Source organism: Micromonospora sp. NBC_01739 (genome assembly GCF_035920385.1).
GTDB lineage: Bacteria > Actinomycetota > Actinomycetes > Mycobacteriales > Micromonosporaceae > Micromonospora.
Map to the genome: position 1 here is coordinate 3,998,394 of NZ_CP109151.1, position 19,901 is coordinate 4,018,294.

At 71.7% G+C, this 19,901-nt stretch carries 20 protein-coding genes; 3 read left to right on the forward strand and 17 right to left on the reverse strand.

From position 1 onward, the window contains the following. Positions 1–43 precede the first annotated feature (43 nt). From OIE53_RS17950 to OIE53_RS17990, 9 genes are all read right to left on the reverse strand, one after another. A complete protein-coding gene (locus tag OIE53_RS17950; RefSeq protein ID WP_327022693.1) occupies positions 44–1,420 on the reverse strand; it encodes a DUF58 domain-containing protein in 1,377 nt (458 codons plus the stop codon). Between the two features lie 6 nt (positions 1,421–1,426). Continuing rightward, positions 1,427–2,434, reverse strand: a complete 1,008-nt coding sequence (locus tag OIE53_RS17955; protein ID WP_327022694.1) for an AAA family ATPase — start codon at positions 2,432–2,434, stop codon at positions 1,427–1,429. Next, positions 2,434–3,018 (reverse strand): hypothetical protein, encoded by a 585-nt coding sequence (locus OIE53_RS17960; RefSeq protein ID WP_327022695.1) that lies wholly within the window; start codon positions 3,016–3,018, stop codon positions 2,434–2,436. Before OIE53_RS17960 ends, OIE53_RS17955 begins: the two co-directional genes overlap by 1 nt. After that, positions 3,015–3,803 (reverse strand): DUF4129 domain-containing protein, encoded by a 789-nt coding sequence (locus OIE53_RS17965; protein ID WP_393337568.1) that lies wholly within the window; start codon positions 3,801–3,803, stop codon positions 3,015–3,017. Before OIE53_RS17965 ends, OIE53_RS17960 begins: the two co-directional genes overlap by 4 nt. Before the next feature lie 18 nt (positions 3,804–3,821). Then, on the reverse strand, positions 3,822–4,562 hold the full coding sequence (locus OIE53_RS17970; RefSeq protein ID WP_327022696.1) for a uracil-DNA glycosylase: 741 nt from the start codon (positions 4,560–4,562) through the stop codon (positions 3,822–3,824). Further along, positions 4,555–5,241 (reverse strand): dienelactone hydrolase family protein, encoded by a 687-nt coding sequence (locus tag OIE53_RS17975; protein WP_327022697.1) that lies wholly within the window; start codon positions 5,239–5,241, stop codon positions 4,555–4,557. The genes OIE53_RS17970 and OIE53_RS17975 overlap by 8 nt, the downstream gene beginning before the upstream one ends. A gap of 345 nt (positions 5,242–5,586) precedes the next feature. Next, complete coding sequence (locus OIE53_RS17980; protein ID WP_327022698.1) at positions 5,587–5,790, reverse strand: ribbon-helix-helix domain-containing protein; 204 nt, start codon at positions 5,788–5,790, stop codon at positions 5,587–5,589. A gap of 36 nt (positions 5,791–5,826) precedes the next feature. Next, the gene (locus tag OIE53_RS17985; RefSeq protein WP_327027261.1) at positions 5,827–6,768 is read right to left on the reverse strand and encodes a Ppx/GppA phosphatase family protein; all 942 of its coding nucleotides are present in this window, start codon (positions 6,766–6,768) and stop codon (positions 5,827–5,829) included. Positions 6,769–6,816: 48 nt separating this feature from the next. Further along, positions 6,817–7,158 carry a hypothetical protein gene (locus OIE53_RS17990; protein ID WP_327022699.1) on the reverse strand — a complete coding sequence of 114 codons (342 nt, stop codon included), beginning with the start codon at positions 7,156–7,158 and terminating at the stop codon, positions 6,817–6,819. Between the two features lie 284 nt (positions 7,159–7,442). On the opposite strand from OIE53_RS17990, the gene OIE53_RS17995 reads away from it, so the two are divergent. Then, complete coding sequence (locus OIE53_RS17995; protein WP_327022700.1) at positions 7,443–8,261, forward strand: helix-turn-helix domain-containing protein; 819 nt, start codon at positions 7,443–7,445, stop codon at positions 8,259–8,261. After that, a complete protein-coding gene (locus OIE53_RS18000) occupies positions 8,258–8,452 on the forward strand; it encodes a DUF397 domain-containing protein (protein WP_327027262.1) in 195 nt (64 codons plus the stop codon). The genes OIE53_RS17995 and OIE53_RS18000 overlap by 4 nt, the downstream gene beginning before the upstream one ends. A gap of 212 nt (positions 8,453–8,664) precedes the next feature. On the opposite strand, the gene OIE53_RS18005 is transcribed toward OIE53_RS18000, so the two are convergent. Genes OIE53_RS18005 through eno form a run of 4 tightly spaced genes read right to left on the reverse strand, consistent with a single transcriptional unit; the run spans position 8,665 to position 11,721 of the window. Beyond that, positions 8,665–9,192, reverse strand: coding sequence for an amino-acid N-acetyltransferase (locus tag OIE53_RS18005; protein ID WP_327022701.1), 528 nt, complete (start codon positions 9,190–9,192; stop codon positions 8,665–8,667). Continuing rightward, positions 9,189–9,746: a DUF501 domain-containing protein gene (locus OIE53_RS18010; RefSeq protein ID WP_327022702.1), complete on the reverse strand. Its 558-nt coding sequence runs from the start codon at positions 9,744–9,746 to the stop codon at positions 9,189–9,191. The genes OIE53_RS18005 and OIE53_RS18010 overlap by 4 nt, the downstream gene beginning before the upstream one ends. A gap of 22 nt (positions 9,747–9,768) precedes the next feature. Continuing rightward, positions 9,769–10,407 carry an FtsB family cell division protein gene (locus tag OIE53_RS18015; RefSeq protein WP_327022703.1) on the reverse strand — a complete coding sequence of 213 codons (639 nt, stop codon included), beginning with the start codon at positions 10,405–10,407 and terminating at the stop codon, positions 9,769–9,771. 30 nt (positions 10,408–10,437) lie between these two features. Continuing rightward, entirely contained in the window at positions 10,438–11,721 is a 1,284-nt protein-coding gene (eno, locus tag OIE53_RS18020; protein WP_327022704.1) for a phosphopyruvate hydratase, read from the reverse strand. A 210-nt stretch (positions 11,722–11,931) separates the two neighbouring features. Here eno and OIE53_RS18025 point away from each other — a divergent pair, with 210 nt between their 5' ends. Beyond that, the gene (locus tag OIE53_RS18025; protein WP_327022705.1) at positions 11,932–12,624 is read left to right on the forward strand and encodes a hypothetical protein; all 693 of its coding nucleotides are present in this window, start codon (positions 11,932–11,934) and stop codon (positions 12,622–12,624) included. 3 nt (positions 12,625–12,627) lie between these two features. Here OIE53_RS18025 and OIE53_RS18030 read toward each other — a convergent pair whose 3' ends face one another. From OIE53_RS18030 to mfd, 4 genes are all read right to left on the reverse strand, one after another. Continuing rightward, positions 12,628–14,247, reverse strand: a complete 1,620-nt coding sequence (locus OIE53_RS18030) for a DUF885 domain-containing protein (protein ID WP_327022706.1) — start codon at positions 14,245–14,247, stop codon at positions 12,628–12,630. Positions 14,248–14,344: 97 nt separating this feature from the next. Further along, positions 14,345–15,319 (reverse strand): nucleoside triphosphate pyrophosphohydrolase, encoded by a 975-nt coding sequence (locus OIE53_RS18035; protein ID WP_327022707.1) that lies wholly within the window; start codon positions 15,317–15,319, stop codon positions 14,345–14,347. A gap of 2 nt (positions 15,320–15,321) precedes the next feature. Continuing rightward, on the reverse strand, positions 15,322–16,095 hold the full coding sequence (locus OIE53_RS18040) for a hypothetical protein (protein WP_327022708.1): 774 nt from the start codon (positions 16,093–16,095) through the stop codon (positions 15,322–15,324). Between the two features lie 68 nt (positions 16,096–16,163). Continuing rightward, complete coding sequence (mfd, locus tag OIE53_RS18045) at positions 16,164–19,835, reverse strand: transcription-repair coupling factor (RefSeq protein WP_327022709.1); 3,672 nt, start codon at positions 19,833–19,835, stop codon at positions 16,164–16,166. Positions 19,836–19,901 lie beyond the last annotated feature (66 nt).

The following is a 19,901-nucleotide window of genomic DNA, read 5'->3' on the forward strand; positions in this document are numbered from 1 at the left end:
CCGTTCGCGACTGCGGGACTCCGCTGCGCTGCATTCCTCGCGCTCACCGGCCACCTACCCGGGGGGCGGCGGCCAGGCGGGCCACATCACGCAGCACCTGGTCGAGGCTGCCGGCGCCGGCCCACGGTACGACCGGCACCCCGTGCTCGCGTAGTTGCGCGATCATCGTGTCCCGGTCCAGCCGCCACAGCCGGTACGCCACCTCGGCCCAGCCCCGGTCCTTGGGGGGCGACAGGTCCGCCGGCAGGGTGTCCACGGCGACCACGAACCGCCCCGAACGGGCCAGCCGGGCCAGCATCTGCGCGGACCGCTCCTCCAGCAGCGGGGTGAGCACCACCACCAGGGCGTCCGCGGAGAGCAACTGCGAGCCGAAGACCTGGTCGTACGGCTCGTGCGGGGAATGCTGGGCCTTGACGTCCAACAGCCATTCCAGGACGGTCAGGTACTGCCGCCGCCCGGTGGCCGGACGCAGTCGCCGGGCGCTCGGGCCGTACTCCAGCAGGGCCACCCGGTCGCCCCGATGCAGGTAGTGCTCGGCGATGGCGGCGGCGGCCCGGACGGTGGTGTCCAGCACCGTGGCCGCGCCGGCGACGCCGCCGGAGCGGCCCGCCTCGGCCAGCACGTCCAGCAGGACGATCACCTCGGCGTCCCGGTCGGAGAGGGTGGCCGCCACGTGCAGTTGCCGGGCCCGCAGCGACACCCGCCAGTCGATGCGGCGGAGCCGGTCGCCGGGGGCGAAGACGCGTACCCCGGCCAACTCGCCGCCTTCCCCGGCCCGCCGGGAGTGGTGCGCGCCGACCAGGCCGGCCGCCCGGGGCATCGCATTGACCGCCTCGAAGGGCTCGGTTTTCGGGTACACCCGGTTGACGACCGGTTCGGCGATCACCGCGCGGGAGACCAGCAGGCCCTGCGCGGCGGCTACCCGGGCCCCGGCCGGGCCGAACGGGTGCCGCCCCCAGCGCAGGGCGGTGCCGGTCAGTTCCAGGTCCACCGCGGTGTCCGGCTCCACCGAGGTGACGAACGGCCGGTCGGTCACCGAACGGCGGTCGCCGCTGCGCCCGCTGACCGCCCCACCGGCCAGGGCGGCCTGGTCGATGCGCAGCCAGGGCGAGACCCGGGTACGCAGCACGGCCACGTCGTACGGTGTCGCGTCCGGGTTGCCGACGCTGACCCGCCCGACCAGCTCGCCCCCCTCCACCAGGTGTCCCTCGACGACACTGACCCACACCCGGGGCAGCTCGGTGGGGCGATGGCGCAGCGCGTACGCCGTGCCCAGGGCGAAGGGGGCGGCCAGCACGATCAGGTCCACCCGGCCCAGCAGCACCGCCGCGACCAGCAGCAGGCCGGTGAGCAGCACCGCCCGACCGAGCGCCGAGGTGGGCGCCCAGTTGGCCGGTGCCGATCGATCCGCGAGCCTCACGTCGGGTCAGACCCCCGGCCGCCCGGCGGCGTAGCTGGGCAGTGCCCCGCTGGCCGGTGCCGGGGTCTGGTCGAGGACCTCACCGACCACGAAGGACGGGTCGACCCGACGCAGCCACATCTCCGGCCGCAGGGTGATCCGGTGGGCCAGGGCCGGCACCGCCACCTCCTTGACGTCCTCCGGCACCACGAAGTCCCGGCCGGAGAGCACCGCCCGTACCCGGGCCAGCAGCAGCAACGCCAACGAGCCGCGCGGCGAGGCGCCGACCAGCACCGAGGGATGTTCGCGGGTGGCCGCGGTCAGAGCCACCATGTAGCGGCCCACCGAATCCTCCACGGTGACGTCCTCCAACGCCCCCTGCATGGCCCGCAGGGTCGCCGCGTCGACCACCGGCTTGATCTCGGCCTCCTCGCGGCGGCGGGCCATCCGACGGCGCAGCACCTCCCACTCCTCCTCCTGGGGCGGATATCCGAAGGACACCCGCAACAGGAACCGGTCCAGCTGCGCCTCCGGCAGCGGATAGGTGCCCTCGTACTCGATGGGGTTGGCGGTGGCCAGCACGTGGAAGGGCTCGTCGAGCCGGTAGGTCACCCCCTCCACCGAGACCTGCTTCTCCTGCATCGCCTCCAGCAGGGCGGACTGGGTCTTCGGCGGAGTCCGGTTGATCTCGTCGGCGAGCAGCAGGTTGGTGAAGACCGGCCCGGCCCGGAAGGCGAAGTCCCCGCTGCGCTGGTCGTACAGGAAGGAGCCGGTGACATCGGCCGGCAACAGATCCGGGGTGAACTGCAGGCGCCGGAAGTCCAACCCGAGCGCCTGGGCGAAGCACCGGGCGGTGAGGGTCTTGCCCAGGCCGGGCAGGTCCTCCAGCAGCACGTGGCCACCGGCGAGGATGCCGGCGAGCACCAGTTCCAGGGCGTCCCGCTTGCCGACCACGACCTGGCCCACCGCGTCCAGTACCGCCCGGGCGAGGTGACCGACCTCGGTGGGGGGCATGGTCCGGGCGGTGTCGTTCATCAGATCTTCTCCAGTTCGGCGACGATCACCGCGAGGTCGCGCGGTGAGGGGGTACGGCGAGGCGGGGTTTCCAGGAACATCCACAGGCGATCACCCAGCAGAGCACGGGCCCGGGTCGGGTCCGACTCACGGGTCACGCCGTGCTTGAGGCGGAGCCGCTCGTCGGCCAGTTCGGCCAGCCGGGGCAGGACCAGCCCGGTGAACCGCTCCGGGCGGGACTTCGTCCACTCCAGCGGCACTTCCCAACGGTTGATCGCGCTACGCAACGCGTCCCGGGCGTCCCAGTTGTACATGCCGTCCTCCTCGCCACCGGAGCCTGAGGTGGACCGCGCGGATCTCGGCGGCGGGGCCAGCAGGACGACGATGCGACGCACCAGCAGCAGGGTGACCACCGCAGCCACCAGCACCAGCAACGACACCCGCAGGCCGACCGCGCGGAGCCCGGCGACGAGCACCACCGTGCCGGCGGCGGCGACACCGAGGAAGGTGGCGACCGTCCGTAGCCACCCGGCCGGGCGCTGCTCGGGCTGGACCGACCGGTCCTCGTCGAAGCTGAGCAGGTCGTCGATGCTGGTGCTGCTCATGTCGTCACCTGTTCGACCGTGGCGGCGAGTTCACCGCGCAACCGGCGCAGGGCGGCCCGCGCCTGGTCGCGGGTGTGTTCGTCGACCGGCCGGGTGGCGTACCGGGCCTCCCGGTAGACGTTCGCGAACTCGGCCAGCACATCGGCGCTGACGATGGCCGGCACACCGGCGGAGGGGTCGCCGCGCAGCAGTCGGGTGACCAGGTCGGTCGGGGTGTCGCCGGCCAGCCGGGGCACCCCGGCCGCGGCGGCTGCCTCTTCGAGGCGTACCCAGCAGGCGATCACCGCGGTCCGGGGGTCGGTGGAGCGATCGTCCAGTTCGACCAGACCGGCGTCGACCGCGGCGACGACCTCCCGGGCGGTGCCCTCGGCGTCGCGTCGGGCGACCCCGACCGGCAGCCGTCGGGTGACCCGCCGGGCCACCGACCGCATCACACTCCACCCCAGATAGCTGAGGGCGGCCAGCAGCGCCATCCCCAGCAGCACCACGGCCACCGTGCCGAGCCAGGTGGGCAGGGCCGTGCTGGCCTGCTCGGCGGCTTGCCGCGGCTCGGCCGGAATGGAGGGTCTGGGATCGCCGGTCGGGTACTCCAGCACGAAGGGAGCGTCCTGCACGGCGGGCGGGATCCGGCTGGCTCCGATGGAGGAATTGGTGGCGGCCAGCGCCACGGCAGCCAGCAACGCGGCCACCACCGCGACCGGCCACCACCTGCGTACGAGGTCCATTCGGTCCACCTCCGGGCCACCGGGGCGTACGCCGGGCAGGTCAGGGGTCCTGTCCGTCATCGCCACCACCCCGCAGCCTCAGTCCACCTCGGCCAGTCGTTTCGCCTCGGTGAACACATCGTCCAGCATTCCTGGTGTCAGTCGTCCCGTGAAGGTGTTCTGCTGGCTGACGTGGTAACAGCCGAGCAGTTCCGGTACGGCCGTGCCGGACCAGTGTGCCCCATGGCCGAACGAGGGTCGCGGGCTGGGCGCGGCGACACCGTAGACCTCCCGGGACACCGGCCACCACGCGGCCCAGGCGAAGGCACCCAGGGCGACCACCACCCGCAGGGTCGGTCGGATCATCGCCACCTCCCGATGCAGCCAGGGGGCGCAGGTGTCCCGCTCGGCGGGGGTGGGCTTGTTGTCCGGTGGGGCGCAGCGGACGGCCGCGAAGATCCGGGTGTGCTGCAGGGCCAGCCCGTCGTCGGCGGCCACACTGGTGGGCTGGTTGGCCAGGCCGGCGCGGTGCAGGGCCGCGAAGAGGACGTCACCGGAGCGGTCACCGGTGAAGATCCGCCCGGTGCGGTTGCCGCCGTGCGCCGCCGGGGCCAGCCCGAGGATGCCGATCCGGGCCATCGGGTCACCGAACCCGGGCACCGGCCTGCCCCAGTACTCCTGGTCCCGGAAGGCGGCCCGCTTGGTGCGCGCCACCTCCTCCCGCCAGGAGACCAGCCGGGGGCAGGCGTAACAGTCGCTGACCGCCGCGTCGAGGTCGGCCAGGTCGGTCGCCCGCGCGGCGCGGGCGACCACCTCGGCGGGGGTACGCGAGTCAGCCAAGCTTCGCCCGGAAGAGTTTCAGGCTGCGGGCCCAGGCACTGGTGGCGGCCCGCTGGTCGAAGTGCTCCGGCCGGTCCTCGTTGAAGAAGGCGTGCGCGGTGCCCGGGTAGTCGTGCAGGTTGCAGGTGCCACCGGCGTTTTCGATGGCCCGGCGTACGGTCTGCACCCCCGGGTCGGCCGAGGTGCCGTCCGCCTCGGAGCAGTGCACCAGGGCGTCCTTACCGGCGTAGTCCGGCCACTCCGACCGCATCCCCTCCCAGGGCAGGCGGGGGTAGAAGGCCGTCGTGGCGACGATCCGCTCGGAGAAGTTCCCGGCCCACAGGGCCAGGCTGGCCCCGGCGCAGAACCCGGCGCAGCCGATCTTGCCGGTCACCTCGTGTCGGCCGGCCAGGTACTCGGCGGCCGCGGCGATCTCCCGCGCCGCCTCGTCCATCTGCGGCCCGTTCAGCATCTGCTGCGGCTCGCTCGGCTTGCCGGCCGGTTCCCCGCGCCGGAAGTCCGGGGCCAGGGCCACGAAGCCCGCCTCGGCGAACCGGTCCACCACCGACCGGATGTGCGGCGCCAGCCCCCACCAGTCCTGGATGACGATGACGGCAGGGCTGGCCGTGCCGGTGGCCGGTATCGCGAGGTAACCCTCATGCGTACCGCCACCACCACGGTAGGTAACCATTTCGCCCATCGGCCCGTCCTCCTAGCGGTCAGTCATCGTTGGCTGGTCGCCCAGTGGTCCTACGTGCCGGTAGCCTGCCACGCGGTCACCTCCCGCCGGAAGATGCCGGAACAGTGGCATACACCTCCTGTTCGCATCCGCGCTGGCTGCTGCGGAAGATGTCTCAACCGGCGAGACTCCAGGCGATGCCGTCGATGGGCTGCGAGGAAGGTCGTGCGGCGGTCAGACGCGCAGCTTGCGGAGTTCGCGGGCGATGTCGGAGACCCTCCGTCAGAGTGCCACCGACCACCGACATCACGAGTCTCAGCCTGATCAGGACGATCTCCATGAGGCCGTCGCCTTCGAGGTAGCTGGTCACTCCGACAACCGCCGCAGCAGTTCGGCGTCGCGCTCGGCCACCTCCCGCGCAAGGTCCCGTACGCGGGCACGGCGACTGCGCGCCGAGACGTACTCCTCGACCGCCACGACGATGATGGCGTTCATTGAACGATGCTCCTGCGCAGCGAACTGTTCAAGCCGCTCGTGCAGCCCGTCCGGCAGATTGACCGTGGTGACCATGCGGAAATCATGCCGCCTGTGAGCAGGAAGAACCACCTATCCTGGAGTCCCGGCGAGACTCCAGGCGATGCCGTCGAGGATGTCGTGCTCGGAGGCGACCACCGAGTCCAGGCCGGCCCGCTCCATGATCACGCGGAGGACGAGGGCACCGGCCCCGATCACGTCGGCCCGGCCGGGGTGCATCACCGGGATGGCCAGCCGCTGCTCGCGGGTCATCGCCAGCAACTGTGCGGTCACCTCGGCCACCCGGTCGTACGACACCCGGGCGTGGTGGATGCGGCTCGGGTCGTACTCGGTGAGGCCCTGGGCTATCGCGACCACGGTGGTGACCGAACCGGCCAGCCCGACCAGGGTGGCCGCCTCGCGGCCCGGTACGGCCGTCAACGCCCGGTCCACCGCGACAGCGATGTCCGCCTGGGCGGCGGCGATCTGGTCCAGGCCGGGCGGGTCGCCGTGCAGGTGCCGCTCGGTCATCCGGACACAGCCGATGTCCATCGAGATCGCCGCGTGCACCCCCGCCTCCCGGCTGCCGACGACGAACTCCGTAGAGCCACCCCCGATGTCCACCACCAGGTACGGCGACCGGGCCTCGGCGGGCAGCCCGCGCACCGCCCCGGTGAAGGAGAGCCGGGCCTCCTCGTCGCCGCTGACCACCTCGGGCGGCACCCCCAGGGTCTGCTCCACCATGGCCCGGAAGTCGGCGGCGTTCTCGGCGTCCCGGCTGGCCGAGGTGGCGCACATCCGCACCCGTTCGGCCCCCAGCTTCGCGATGTCGGCGGCGAAGTCGGTCAAGGCGATCCGGGTCCGCTCGATCGCCTCCGGGGCCAACCGGCCGGTGGCGTCCACCCCCTGACCCAGCCGCACGATCTCCATCCGCCGGGTCAGGTCGACCAGGGGTGCGGTCGTACCCGCCGAGGGGTCGGGCAGGTCGGCGACCAGCAACCGGATGGAGTTGGTTCCGCAGTCGATGGCGGCCACACGCGTCGTCACGTCGGTCACCCTATAGCGCCACCGCGCCGCGAACTCCTACTCGCCGTCCCCGTCGCGCCGGGCTCTCCGTCCCCGTCCCGCCCACCCGACGAACCGGTGGAACAGCGCCATCGGCTCGGGCCCGTCGTGTGGGTTGAGGTGGTAGAGATCGCGCATGGCCTCGTACATCAGGCCGGCTAGGTAGATCGCCAGGCCGACGGCGTTCCGGTCGAACTCGACGCGAAGCAGGAGCCGCGCCTCGGCGCAGGGCCAGGGCTGCCCGTCGACCCGACAGCACCACATCGGCCGCAGCGGGGTGTGTGGGGCGTTCGTCCCGCTGGCGTACGGGCGCACAGGGTGCGGACCCCGGCCCGGCCCCAGGAGTTGAGTAGTAATCATCGTCATTCACCATTCGTTCGCCACTGCTGAGACACCGGGTGTGCACATCGACCTTCATCGGATCGGTGATTGGGAGGGGCCGCCCCGGCACGGGGGAAGTCCAGGGCGGCCCCGACACGAAATCCACCCCGTCCCTTCTTGGATAGGAGCAGATCCGTATGTGTGGGAGTCTGCCTAGGACCACACGGGTGTCGATACGTGCTCGTGACATCTGCGCAGGTGGCAGCGGCGATAGAGCCGGTTTGACAAGACGTCGGGCGGAATTGGGCAGAGGTGAGGAATCGATGGGCAACGCGATCGACTACGTACGTGAGGAACTGCGACTGCTCCGGGCTCACCTCGGGTTGAGTCAGGACGATTTCGGCCGGGTCATCGGCTATTCCGGCTCACACGTCAGCTCGGTCGAGACCGGCGGCCGACCACCCACGAAGGACTACATGCTCGCCGTCGACCGCGCCCACGATCCGGCCTTCGACGTGGAGGCGGCGGAGGGGCGGTTCGGCCGGATGCTGCGGGAGTTGTCGAAGCTGGAGCAGACGCCGTCGTGGCTGCGGGAATGGATCGAGCTGGAGCGCGAGGCGGTGCTGCTGCGGTGGTACGAGCCTGCATTCGTGCCCGGCATCTTCCAGACCGAGGCGTATGCCCGGGGAATGATGGACAACGGCCTGCTCCTACCCGACCAGATCGACCAGCGGGTGGCATCCCGACTGGACCGGCAGGCGATCCTCACCCGGGACGTGCCGGTGCCGGTGGTGGCGGTGCTCGACGCGATGGTGCTCCGGCGGGGCATCAACGGGCGTACCGACATCATGCGGGAGCAGCTCGAACAGTTGGTCAAGATCACCGAGCTGCCGCACGTACAGATCCTCGTGGTGCCGGAGGAGACCGGGATCTACCCTGGGTTGCAGGGAGGGTTCATCCTCGCCACTCTGGGCGACGGCTCAGAGGTGGCCCACCTCGACCACCAGGTCCGGGCGCAGATCGTCAACCACACCGACGACCTGGCCGCCCTGCAACGGACCTGGGAGGCGGTCCGGGGCGAGGCGCTCCCCCGCAGGCAGTCCCTCGACCTGATCAAGGAAGCGGCCCAGACATGGACATGACAGATGCCAGGTGGCGCAAGTCGACCTACTCCGGCACCAACGGCGGGTCGTGCGTGGAGGTGGCCGACAACCTGACCGGGGTCGTGCTCGTCCGCGACACCAAGGACCGGGACGGCGGCACCCTCGCCTTCACCCCGACCTCCTGGGCGAGCTTCATCGCGCTGGCGAAGACGACCGCCCCGACCCCCTGACCGCCCGCTGACGCCGAAGCCCCGACCAGCCGAAGCCCGACTGGGCGGGGCTTCGGCGTGTGTCGGCCCAGCGGCCGACCCCCACTTGGCGAACCCGTGTCCCGAAGAACCGCGAGAGCGCAGACGGCTCAGCTCGACAGGGCCTGAAGCGGCAACCTCACCCGGCTCGCAGGCATCCCGCCACGCCGGGCGGGCAGCCCGTTACGCCGAGGTCAGAGGCGCAGCAGCATCCGGGTGTTGCCCAGGGTGTTGGGCTTGACCCGTTCCAGGTCGAGGAACTCGGCGACACCCTCGTCGTAGGAGCGCAGCAGCTGCTCGTAGACGGGGTGCGGCACCGGGGCCCCGTCGATCTCGGTGAAGCCGAAGGAGGCGAAGAAGCTGGTCTCGAAGGTCAGGACGAAGATCCGGGCCACTCCCAGCTCCCGGGCCGCGCCGATCAGCTCGGCGACGATCCGGTGCCCGATCCGATGGCCCCGGAAGCGGGGGTCGACGGCGACCGTACGGATCTCGGCCAGGTCCTCCCACATGACGTGCAGGGCCCCGCAGCCCACCACCTGGCCGTCGCTGAGCCGGCTGGCCACCCGGAACTCCTGCACGTCCTCGTACAGGGTGACGGTGGCCTTGCTGAGCAGCCGCCGGTCGTCGGTGTAGGTGTCGACCAGCCGCCGGATGGCCCGTACGTCGGCAGTACGGGCCCGCCGGATCACGATGTCGTCAGGCACCGTCGCCTCGGCGCTCACTCAGTCTCCGGCAGGTCGACGCAGCGCCCGGCCGCCCACCAGGGCTCGACCAGGTCGAGGGTCTCGTCCCCGAAGGGGTTGACTCCGGGCCCGGCACCCAGGGCGTGACCCAGGTGCACATGCAGGCACTTGACCCGGCCGGGCATGCCACCGGCGGAGATCCCGGCGATCTCCGGTACCTCCGCGATGGCCTCCCGGCGGGTCAGGTAGTCCTCGTGCGCGGCCCGGTAGCGGGCGGCCAACTCCGGGTCGGTGGCCAGCCGGTCGGCCATCTCCCGCATCAACCCGGCCGACTCCAGGCGGCTGCACGCGGCCGTCGCCCGGGGGCAGGTCAGGTAGTACAGCGTGGGAAACGGGGTGCCGTCGGCCAGCCGGGGGGTCGTCTCCACCACGTCGGGCAGCCCGCAGGGGCAGCGGTGGGCCACCGCACGGGTCCCCCGGGGCGGGCGGCCGAGCTGGGCGGCCACCGCCGCCAGGTCGGCCTCGGTGGCCGGCTCACGCTTCGGTGGGGGTACGGAAGCCGCCGCCGGCTCCGGCGGTGGTACGACAGTCACGGTGCCATCTCTCGTTCGGTGCTCACTCGTCCAACTGCGAGTCGGTCGTCGGGTCGAGCTGCGCGGCGTCAGCGGCCCGCACACTCGACCACAGGGTGTCGTACCAGGGGTCCGGCTCGACCGGTACCTCCGGTTCCCCGCTCCGGCCCGCGTCCCGGGCCGCCCCGGCCGGGTCCTCCAGCAGGATCACCATCTTCTCGCCGGGCCGGTGCATGAAGAACCGTTCCCGGGCCTTCGTCTCGATGTACGCCTCGTCCTGCCACTTCTCGGCCTCGCTGGTCAGCTCGGCGATCAGTCTGCGCTGGGCCGCCTGGGCGGCCTCCATCCGTTCGATGTCGGCCTGCTGATCCAGGTAGACCCGAACCGGATAGGTGTAGGCCAGCGCCAAGGCGATCAACACCGCGATCAGCACGGTGGCGCGGCCGGTGAGACCTCGGGGTCGGGGGGCAGCCATCCGGGTCACCCCGCCGGCCGCCGCCCGCCTGGCGGCAGGCCGCTTGGCGGAGCGTACGCCCTCGGCACCGCGGGCGGCCGACGGTGCGCGACCGGCGGTACGCGACTGGGCGCGCACCCCGCTGTCACGGACCGCGCCTCGCCCGGTGCCGGGGCGGACCGGCCGGCGGGCCGGACGCTGACCACCCGGCGTGCGGCGCTGCTGCATCACACCCCTCCCCCGAGGTCTCGCTTCGGCTCAGGCGGAACGGTAGCGCGGGAAAGCGCCCGCGCCGGCGTACCGCGCCGCGTCGGCCAGCTCCTCCTCGATCCGCAGGAGCTGGTTGTACTTCGCCACCCGGTCCGAGCGGGCCGGGGCACCGGTCTTGATCTGGCCGCAGCCGGTGGCCACCGCCAGGTCGGCGATGGTGGTGTCCTCGGTTTCCCCGGACCGGTGGCTCATCATGCACTTGAAGCCGGCCCGGTGGGCCAGGTCGACCGCGTCCAGGGTCTCGGTCAGCGAACCGATCTGGTTGACCTTCACCAGTACGGCGTTGGCGGCCTTCTCGGCGATGCCCCGGGCGATGCGCTGCGGGTTGGTGACGAACAGGTCGTCCCCGACGATCTGGACCCGGTCCCCGATCGCGGCGGTCAGGGTCTGCCAGCCGGTCCAGTCGTCCTCGGCCAGGGGGTCCTCGATCGACACGATCGGGTACGCGTCGGCGAGCTTGGTGTAGTACTCGCTCATCTCCTCGGCGGTCTTGGCGACCCCCTCGAAGGTGTAGCGGCCGTCGGCGAAGAACTCCGTGGCCGCCACGTCCAGGGCGAAGACGATGTCCGTACCGAGCCGGTAACCGGCCTTCTCCACCGCCTCGGCGATCAGGTCCAGCGCGGCGGCGTTGGTGGGCAGGTTCGGCGCGAAGCCCCCCTCGTCACCGAGCCCGGTCGACAGGTCCTTCTTCTTCAGCACCGACTTCAGCGCGTGGTAGACCTCCGCACCGGAGCGCAGCGCCTCCCGGAAGCTGGGGGCCCCGATCGGCGCGATCATGAACTCCTGGATGTCGACATTGCTGTCGGCGTGCGCCCCACCGTTGAGGATGTTCATCATCGGCACCGGCAGCAGGTGCGCGTTCGGGCCGCCCAGGTAGCGGAAGAGGCTCAGCTCGGCGCTGCCGGCCGCGGCCTTGGCCACCGCCAGCGAGACCCCGAGGATGGCGTTGGCGCCCAGCTCGGCCTTGTTGTCGGTGCCGTCGATGTCGAGCATCTTCTGGTCGATGACCCGCTGCTCGCTGGCCTCGTAGCCGATCAGCTGGTCGACGATCCGGTCCTCGATGTTGGCGACCGCCTTCTCCACTCCCTTGCCCAGGTAGCGGCTCTTGTCACCGTCGCGCAGCTCGATCGCCTCGAAGGCGCCGGTCGAGGCGCCGGAGGGCACGGCCGCCCGGGAGATCGTCCCGTCGTCCAGCCCGACCTCGACCTCGACGGTCGGGTTACCCCGCGAGTCCAGGATCTCCCGAGCCTCGATTACCTCGATGGTTGCCACTGAGTCGCTCCCTTTGTGTGGTCTCGTCCGGTATCGGCCGCGACGGTGCGGCTGAGGCAGGTGTTGAACGCAGCGTATCGGTCCCGGCCTGCCCGCATGGCGACCGGGCGGGTCCTGGGCGGCCGGGGCAGGTCGGACATTCCCGGATTCTCGTGCCTCAACCGGCAACGAGTTTGCGTGAGCGGGACCTGATCGATCAGGCTTGTCGCCATGTCCGCCGCCTCGACCACCCTTCGCACCCTCGCCGCGTCGGTCGCCGTGTTGCTCACCGTCACCGGATGCCAGGCTCTGGACGACGCCGGGCGGGCCATGGGACGGTCCGACATCGTCAATGATCTGGCCGCCCGGATCGACCGGGCCCTGGAGATGACCTACTCGGCGGAGTACCAGCTCGGCGGAGGGCGGACCGCCCTGATCACCCAGGCCCAGGACCCGGCCCGGTCCGCGTACGAGTGGCCCGGCGGGAAGCTGACGGTCACCGCCGAGGCGACCACCCACTGCGAGACCGAGGGCAAGCGCCCGGTCTGCACCCTGGAGGCGCCGCCGGCCGTCAACAGCAAGCCCTCCGTGGTGGTCTACGCCGCCGCCGAGCGGGAGGGTCTGGTCACCCCGCCGATGGTGATGGGGCTGCTGACCGCCGCCGCCCTGGACCCGGGGACGGTCATCACCCAGAGCAGCACCACCATCGCCGGGCTCCTCGCCACCTGCGTCGAGGTACGGCAGAGCAGCGAGGACTTCTCCGCCTGCGTGACCGGTGAGGGCGCGCTGGGCAGCTTCACCGGCCGGATCGACGGCGAGCCCGTGGAGGTGGCGATGAGCCGCTTCCGGGAGCAGGTCGACGGGGCGGCCTTCGAGCTGCCGAAGGGGGCCGGGATCGTGGATCGTCGGCAGAGCGGCTCCTGACCCTCACACCCCCAGCAGAGTCCGCAGATGCCGCGGCGGCGGGCAGTTGTGGGCCAGCATCTCGTCATGCCACTCGCGTAGCGACACCCCGGCGGGTCGGGCGGCGGCGATCTGCGCCACCTCGTGGTAGCCGACGAAGTAGGTGGACAGCTGGGTGGAGGTGAGCAGGGCACGCCGCCACTTGCCCGCCGCCTCGCCCTCCTCCTGGAAACCGCGCCCGGTCAGCAGCGCCATCGCCTCCGCCTCGGGCAGGTCCTCGGCGTGCACCAACTGGTCGAGCAGGGCGTTGATGGTCATCCGGAGCTGCATCTTGAGCTGCTGAAGGCGTACCGGCAGGCCACCGAAGCCGTGCTCGACCATCAACTGTTCGGCGTAGACCGCCCAGCCCTCCACGAACGGACCGGATCGGGTCAGCGCCCGTACCCGGGTGGAGCCCAGGTGGCGGCGGGCGTGGGCGAGTTGCAGGAAGTGCCCCGGCATCGCCTCGTGCACGGTCAGATTGCGGATCATGTGGTCGTTGTACTCGCGGTAGAAGGAGTCCACCTTGTGGGCCGGCCAGTCCGCCGGGGCGGGTGCGATGCAGTAGAAGGTCGGCAGGTCGGCCGCCTCCAGGGCACCGGGGGCGTCGCAGTAGGCCACCGCCACCCCCCGGGCGAACTCCGGCATCACCTGGATCACGCACGGGTCCTCCGGCACGGTGACCAGGTCGTGGGCGCGGACGAAGTCGCTGGCCTCGTCCATGGTGATCGAGGCCAGGTCGACGATGGTCTGGTCGTCGGGATGTTCGGCGGCGAGCAGGTCCAGGGCTCGGCGTACCGCCTGGTCGTCAGCCGGGCCGCCGACCAGGTCGACCGCGGCCGCGCGGATCTCCTCACCGATCCGGTCCAGGGCCTCCCAGGCCCGACGCTGGATCTCGGCGGCACTCAGCTCGGTGTCCAGGGCGTACCACAGTTTCGCCTCCCACCGACGGCGGCCCAGTCGCGGATCGCGGCCGGGTCCCGCGTCTACCGCAAGACCGGCGCGCAGCCAGGCGACGAACTCCTCCAGGGCGGCGATCGCGCCGGTGGCCGCCAGCTCTACCTGGTCCAGCAGGGCGGGGGCCTGGTCGACCAGGGCCGGGACCTGGTCGCGGATCAGCGCCGCCGCGCCGGTGAACTGCCCGACCGCGGTCTCGGCATGGATGCGGGGCATGTCGCCCAGGGTGGCGCGGGCGGTGGCCAGGGCATCCGGCACGGCCGTCAGCCGACCCACCAGGGCGGTAAGCCGCTGCTCGGCCGGGGCGTACGGCCGGGCCAGGAGCTGGTACAGCAGGGGCCCGGGGTTGTGCACGAGGGGGTTCCACTCGTGCTCACGGATCTCGGTCAGCTCGAACATCTGCCGGTCGACCAGGGTGGACAGCAGGGCGTGGTCCACCTGCTCGTCGACCTCCAGGGCCTCCGGGTCGATCTCGCACAGGACACTCGCGGCGTCCACCAGCATGGCCCGGTCCCCGGCCACGGCCTCGGCACTGAGATCCGGCAACCGGTCGTCGAACCGATGATCCCCCGCCGCAGTGGCCATCCCCGGCCGACTGACCAGCAGAGCCTCGACGATCCGCTCCCCCACCACCCCAAACGGTTCCACCCCCCGACCCTACCCACCGAACCGACCCCCCGCCGCCATCCGGTTGATCAAGAGGTTTGCGTCTACCGGGGCGCGATTCCAGACGCAAACTTCTTGATCAACTCGACGGAGTGGGGGGTTCGGGGAGGGTTTTCGCGTAGGCGAGGGTGGTGTGGCGGAGGGCGGATTCGGGGTTCAGGCCGGCGGCCTGCGCTTGAGCCACTGTGGACAGGAGGGTGGCGCCCAGGGCCTGTTCGGGAGTCGGTTGGGTCTCGGGGGTGGGGAGGGGGGCGGTCAGGTTGGCGCGGGCGGCGCGGTCCAGGATCTGCGTGGCCAGGGCCAGGGCGGGCTGGCTCAGCGCGATGCCCTCCAGCACCGACTTGCGGGCCTTCTCGGACTGCTTGATCCGCTCCCAGTTGGCGGTGATCTCCTCCAGGCTGCCCGCCTCTTCCCCGGCGAAGACATGCGGATTACGGCGGATCATCTTGTCGACCAGCCCACCGGCAACATCGTCGATGGTCCACCGCTCGTCCTCGGGCAACTCCTCGGCCAGCCGGGCGTGCAGCACCACCTGAAGCAGCACGTCGCCCAACTCCTCGCGGAGCCCGTCGGTGTCCGAGGCGACGATCGCGTCGTACGCCTCGTAGCACTCCTCCAACAGGAAACCGGCCAGGCTCTGGTGGGTCTGGGCCCGCTTCCAGGGATCACCACCGGGCGAGAGCAACCGGTCCAGCACGGCCACCGCGTCGAGCAGCCGAGCCCCCGGGGGATCCCAGGAGCCGTACATCAGCTCCAGCTCGGCCAGCCCCGGCTGCCGGGCCAGGCGCAGGCCGAGTTCCCGGGCCAGGGTCTCGTCACCGGCCGGGCCGGCCAACCAGACCACGGTGTCGTGGGCCGCCGCGGCGTCCAGCAGCGCCGGCACCACCGGGCCGTCCGGCACCCGCACCTGACCGCCCGCCGACCGGATCGCCGTGGCCAGCTCACTCTCCGCCCCGGCCAGCACCACAGCGGTGCGTACGACATCCCAGGCGGCTGCCGTCAGCAGACCGGCCGGCAACCGGGGTGAGGTCACCAGTAGGACGATCCGGGGCATGCTCAGCCGTGCCCGTGACCCGCGGGGTCCCCTTCGTCCCCGGGACCCGTCGGCATCGGCTTCGGGGTGGAGATGTCCGTGACCGCCGTGGAGGCGGGCTCACCCAGCGGCACGCCCACCGCGACGATCGGAGTCGCACCCGAGAAGCTCAACACCGGGAACACCAGCGGACGGTAACGGGGGTTGACGGTCACGTCGTACGCCTTGACCGCCTCGGCCAGCGAGTTGCGGTTGGCCAGGGCGTAGCGCAGCTGCTCCCCGTCGAGCTGGCTGGCCGCCTGCTCCACAGTCACCTCGGCCGGTACGGCGCCGGCCCGTTTGCCGGCCGCGACCAGGTCGGCCAGCTCCTGCTGGGTCGGGGCCACCGGCTCGCCGACCGGGATACCGGACAGGCAGCTGTACAGCTCGGCGGTGCGCCGCACGTACTCGGTCTCGGGGTTCATCCCGACACCCTGGGCGATCTGCGCGGGATCGACGACGTTCTGCGGCCGGTAGTTCTCGGCGGCGGAGACCCGCTCGCACACCTCGTTGAGCACCAGGACGCTGACCACCTCGCTGCGCCCGGGCAGCCGGGGCTGCTGCCCCGGCATGGCCGCGTCCTCCTCGGTCGGCGCCGGGTTGTTCACCCGGGCGTCGTCGATGATCGCGGTGACCGCATCCTCGGTGACCGCATGGTCACCGACATAGGCGGCGACACCGGGTTCGGAACGACAGCCGGCGAGGGCAACCAGGCCGACCGCCATGCTGGCGACGGCGACAAGACGGCGAGCACGCATTCCGTCACTCTCTCATGAGCGGTCCCCGCCCTGGCTGGGAGGGTTCCGCCGCAGCCTCGCCAGGTGCATCAGCGGGCGGCGGCGGTGGCCGGTTGGGCGGGGGTGGGGGTGGGGGCCCCGAGGACGTCGGAGAGCAACTGGGCGCACCAGTCCAGCAGGGCTTGGTCGCGCAGGGGCTCCCCGCCGATCCGGCGGGTGGTCGGACGCGGGACGCTGACCTGGTCCAACGCGGACTTGTAGACCGAGTCGGGGTGGTAGCGCTTGAGCCGCAACTGCTTGGAATCCGGCAGCGGCAGCGGACTGAACCGCAGGTGCTTGCCCTGCACACTGACGTCGGTCAGGCCGTAGCGGCGGGCCAGCAGCCGGAACCGCGCCACCGCGATCAGGTTCTGCACCGGGGCGGGCGGCTCGCCGTACCGGTCGGTCATCTCGGCGGCCACCTCGCGCAGCCGCTCCTCGTCCCGGGCCTCGGCGAGCTTGCGGTACATCTCCAGACGCAGCCGCTCCACACCGACGTAGTCGTGCGGCAGGTGGGCGTCCACCGGCAGGTCGATCTTGACGTCGGTCTCCTCCTCGGGCTGCTCGCCCTTGAAGGCGGACACCGCCTCACCGACCATCCGCACGTACAGGTCGAACCCGACGCCCTCGATGTGGCCGGACTGCTCGCCGCCGAGCAGGTTGCCGGCCCCCCGGATCTCCAGGTCCTTCATCGCCACGTACATGCCGGCACCCAACTCGGTGTGCTGGGCGATGGTGGCCAGCCGCTCGTGGGCGTGTTCGGTCAGCGGCTTGTCCGGCGGGTAGAGGAAGTACGCGTACGCCCGCTCCCGGCCCCGGCCAACCCGGCCCCGGATCTGGTGCAGCTGGGCCAGGCCCAGCAGGTCGGCCCGCTCCACGATGAGTGTGTTGGCGTTCGGGATGTCGATGCCGGACTCCACGATCGTGGTGCAGACCAGCACGTCGAACTCCTTCTCCCAGAAGCCGACCATGACCTTCTCCAGGGCCTCCTCGCCCATCTGGCCATGCGCCACCGCCACCCGGGCCTCGGGCACCAGTTCCCGCAGCTTGCGGGCGGTCCGCTCGATCGACTCCACCCGGTTGTGCAGGTAGAAGACCTGGCCGTCGCGGAGCAGCTCACGGTGGATCGCGGCGGCCACCTGCCGGTCGTCGTACGCCCCGACGGCGGTGAGCACCGGGTGCCGCTCCTCCGGCGGGGTGGCGATGGTGGACATCTCCCGGATGCCGGTGATCGCCATCTCCAGGGTTCGCGGGATCGGGGTGGCCGACATGCTCAGCACGTCCACCGCGGCCCGCATCGACTTCAGGTGTTCCTTGTGCTCCACCCCGAAACGCTGTTCCTCGTCGACGATCACCAGCCCCAGCGACTTGAACCGGGTGGCGGCCGCCAGCAGCCGGTGGGTGCCGATGACGATGTCGGCCGTGCCGTTGGCCACCATCTCCAGGGTCTGCTCGGCCTCCTTCGGGGTCTGGAACCGGGACAGCTGCCGGATGGTCACCGGGAACTGGCTCATCCGCTCCGCGAAGGTGTTGTAGTGCTGCTGCACCAGCAGGGTGGTCGGCACCAGCACGGCGACCTGCTTGCCGTCCTGCACCGCCTTGAAGGCCGCGCGTACCGCGATCTCGGTCTTGCCGTAGCCGACGTCGCCGCAGATCAGCCGGTCCATCGGGACGCTCTGCTCCATGTCCCGCTTGACCTCTTCGATCGCGGCCAGCTGGTCGGGGGTCTCCTGCCAGGGGAAGGCGTCCTCCAACTCCCGCTGCCAGGGGGTGTCCGGCCCGAAGTTGTGGCCCTTGGAGGCCTTGCGGGCGGCGTAGAGCTGAATCAGCTGGGCGGCGATCTCCTTGACCGCCTTGCGGGCCCGGGCCTTGGACTTCTGCCAGTCCGAGCCGCCCATCTTGTGCAGGGTGGGCTGCTCACCGCCGACGTACCGGCTGAGCTGGTCGAGCTGGTCGGTGGGGACGAAGAGACGGTCGCCCGGCTGGCCGCGCTTGCTCGGGGCGTACTCGATGACGAGGTACTCCCGGGAGGCCCCGTTGACCGTACGCTGCACCAACTCCACGTACCGGCCGATGCCGTGCTGCTCGTGCACCACATGGTCACCGGCGCGCAGCTCCAACGGGTCGATGGTGTTGCGCCGACGGCTCGGCATCTTGCGCATGTCCCGGGTGGAGGCACCCCGTCCACCGGTGACGTCGTTGCCGGTCAGCAGCACGAACCGGGCCGCCTCGTCGACGAAACCACCGGTCAGGCTGCCGCAGGTGACCAGCAGTTCACCGGCGGTGGGGGCCGCCGGCACCTGCTCGGTCATCCTGGCCCCCAGGCCACCGTCGCGCAGCACCTGCACCGCCCGCTGGGCGGGACCGTGCCCCTCGAAGACCAGCGCGATCGACCAGCCCTCGCCGGCCCACCGCTTGAGGTCGTCGACCACCCGGGCGGTCTCCCCGTGGTAGAGGGGCGCCGGCTGGGCGGCCAGGGTCACCGCGATCGCGTCGTCCGGGGTGACCTCTACGGTGGCCGGTTCGTCCTCCCAGGGCTGCCGTTGCGCCGCACCCGGCTCGGCCAGCCCGAAGGGGGACAGGGTCCACCAGGGCTGGCGCAGGGTGGCGGCGTGTGCGCGTACCTCGGCCAGGGTCCGGAAGGCGGCGGCGCCCAGGTCGATCGGGGCCTGGCCCCCGACGGCGGCGGCGGCCCAACTGGCCGCCAGGAACTCATCCGAGGTACGCACCAGGTCGTGGGCGCGGGTGCGGATCCGCTCCGGGTCGCAGAGCAGTACGTGGGTGCCGGCGGGCATGCAGTCCAGCAGCAGCTCCATGGAGTTCGCGCCGATCAGCGCCGGGGCCAGGGACTCCATCCCCTCCACCGGTACCCCGCCGGCCAGCTTGTCCAGGATCTCGGCCAGTTCCGGATGCTGCCCGGCCAGGGCGGCGGCCCGCTCCCGTACCGCCGGGGTGAGCAGCAGTTCCCGACAGGGCGGTGCCCAGAGCTGGGGAACCTGCTCGATGGTGCGCTGGTCGGCGACCGCGAAGGTGCGGATCTCCTCCACCTCGTCGCCCCAGAACTCGACCCGACAGGGGTGCTCGTCCGTGGGCGGGAAGACGTCCAGAATGCCGCCGCGTACGGCGAACTCACCCCGCTTGGTGACCAGGTCGACCCGGGCGTACGCCATGTCGGTCAACCGGCGGGCGACCTGCTCCAGGTCGGCCTCGTCCCCGGCGGACAGCCGCACCGGCTCCAGGTCACCGAGCCCCTTGAGCTGCGGTTGCAGCAGGGACCGCACCGGGGCCACGACCACCCGCAACGGCCCGGTACGCCCGTGCGCGTCCGTGGAGTCCGGATGGGCCAGCCGGCGCAGCACCGCCAGCCGCCGACCCACCGTGTCCGAGCGGGGGGAGAGCCGCTCGTGCGGCAGGGTCTCCCAGCTAGGGAAGATCGCCACCTGCTCGGCCGGCAGCAGGCTGCCCAGCGCGGCGACCAGGTCCTCGGCCTCCCGACTGGTCGCCGTCACCGCCAGCACCGGCCGCCCCGCGCCGCCGCCCGGTTTGTCGGCTGCGGTGGTGGGGTCGGCCGCGACGGCGGCCACCGCGAACGGGCGCAGGGCCGGCGGGGCGGTCAGGTCGAGACCGTCGACCTGGGCCGCACCGGAGCGCGCCAGGTCACGAACCCGGGCCAGACCGGGGTCGGCGAGGGCTGCGGCGAACAGTCCGGTGAGCGCAGTCATGATCACTTCCGAGGCGGGGACACGACGAGCACCCCGCGTCCGGCCGGACGGGGGGTCATACCGGTC